The organism is Gottfriedia acidiceleris, from assembly GCF_004138285.1.
GTDB classification, from domain to species: domain Bacteria; phylum Bacillota; class Bacilli; order Bacillales; family Bacillaceae_G; genus Gottfriedia; species Gottfriedia acidiceleris_A.
This window is the reverse complement of the sequence record NZ_SCFN01000053.1, coordinates 1-1,614: the sequence shown is the minus strand read 5'-3', so window position 1 is coordinate 1,614 and position 1,614 is coordinate 1. Positions and strand designations below refer to the sequence as shown.

The 1,614-nt window shown below is 39.6% G+C and carries 1 protein-coding gene; it reads right to left on the bottom strand.

Going from position 1 to position 1,614, the window contains the following annotated elements:
* Positions 1-135: 135 nt before the first annotated feature.
* Positions 136-1,353 carry an IS110 family transposase gene (locus EP747_RS23905; protein ID WP_129692482.1) on the bottom strand — a complete coding sequence of 406 codons (1,218 nt, stop codon included), beginning with the start codon at positions 1,351-1,353 and terminating at the stop codon, positions 136-138.
* Positions 1,354-1,614: the final 261 nt, after the last annotated feature.

The following is a 1,614-nucleotide window of genomic DNA, read 5'->3' as shown; positions in this document are numbered from 1 at the left end:
AAGGATCGTTTTTCTTATGCAGCTACCATGAAAAAACCTTACGGTATTCAGGTAAAAAATGCATAATTAAAGAAGACGTCTTTATTTTATTTTTAAAAAGCGTCCAACAGCAAAAAAATATTAGTGGTTGATGGATTATGAGACTTCTTCGATCGATACAGAATACCCTAATTTTTCAAGTCTTCGAACTGAATAACGGACCATTGATACTTCTTTTTGTTTGTCATAATAATCTTCTCCTAAGTCTCTGTACATTTCTTTCCTAGTCAGAAGATAATAAGCGATTCTTAACATGGCATGTGCTACTACTATTCCTGCTCTTTTCCTACCTTTTCGTGCTGCTGTTCTTCGATACATTGCTCCAAGGTAGTTTTTGGAAGCACCTACTGAATGTGCGGCTTCAGTTAATGCTGATTTTAAATACTTATTGCCTTTTTTTGATTTAGTTGATTTCCTTTTACCAGCACTTTCATTATGTCCTGGAACTAATGCTGCCCAAGAACATAATCGGGGGGCACTTCCAAACTGGTTCTCAAGGTCTGTTCCAATTTCGGCTAGTATCTGTTCAGCCATACGTGTAGCGATACCAGGGATTGAGTCCAGTCGTTCTATGTCTTCTTGATAAGAACTTACTCTCTGTGCTACTTCAGAATCGAGTTTTTCAATTTGTTCAGTTAGAAAATCTATGTGAGTTAGTATTGTTTTCAGCATCATACGTTGATGAGGATTAACATACCCTCGTAGAGCTAGCTCAAGTTCATCTTTTTTGCGTTTCAATGAGCGACGAGCCATACCTGCTAGTTTCGTAGGATCTTCTTCGCCATCTGCAATGGCGTTAAGCATTTCTTTAGCTGAAACACCCATAATATCTGAAACAACAGAGCCTAATTTAATATTTGCACCTTCCAGTACTTTTTGTATTCTATTAAGTTGTCTAGAGCGTTCTTCAATAATACTTCGACGATATCGTACCAGTTCTCTTAACTCTCTTTGAGTTCGATCGGGAACATAGCTAGCAGTCAATAATCCGTGGCGGAGAAGTTGAGCGATCCATTCAGCATCTTTTACGTCAGTTTTTCGTCCAGGAACAGATTTCATATGTTGTGCATTGACGACAAAAAACTCTAATTCTTCAGCTTCAATCAGATTAACAATGGGTTTCCAATACACCCCTGTACTTTCCATAGCGACATGAGTACATCCATGTGACCTTATCCAATCCATCAGTTTAATTAAAAAAATCGTCTTCGTAGAAAACGTTTGAATCTCCTTTCCTTCAGGTGTCATAATACATGCGGTAATGTTGTCCTTATGAACATCCATTCCGCAAACTCGTTCAATGATAACTTCCATCGAATTCATCCTTCCTATGGCTTTAAGAATAGAGGCTGGTGCAAAAATCAGAATAGGATTAATCTACCATGAGTGCTTCCCGCAAGGGAGCGACAGTCTGTGATGCACCGTGATCGTTGGAGTCAGACTAAATGATGGGCTCTAATGGCACCATACTGCAGCGACCTTCCTCACCCAGCCATAGAAGCAGTATTGACGGTTTTAAATCTTTTTCATTCGCTGTGGTGCAGCGCGAGCGCTGCATGGGTGGCTAAATGGCAG

Excerpts from the sequence above, each read along its gene's own strand:
- EP747_RS23905 (WP_129692482.1), bottom strand. The coding sequence starts at position 1,353 with ATGGAAGTTATCATTGAACGAGTTTGCGGAATGGATGTTCATAAGGAC.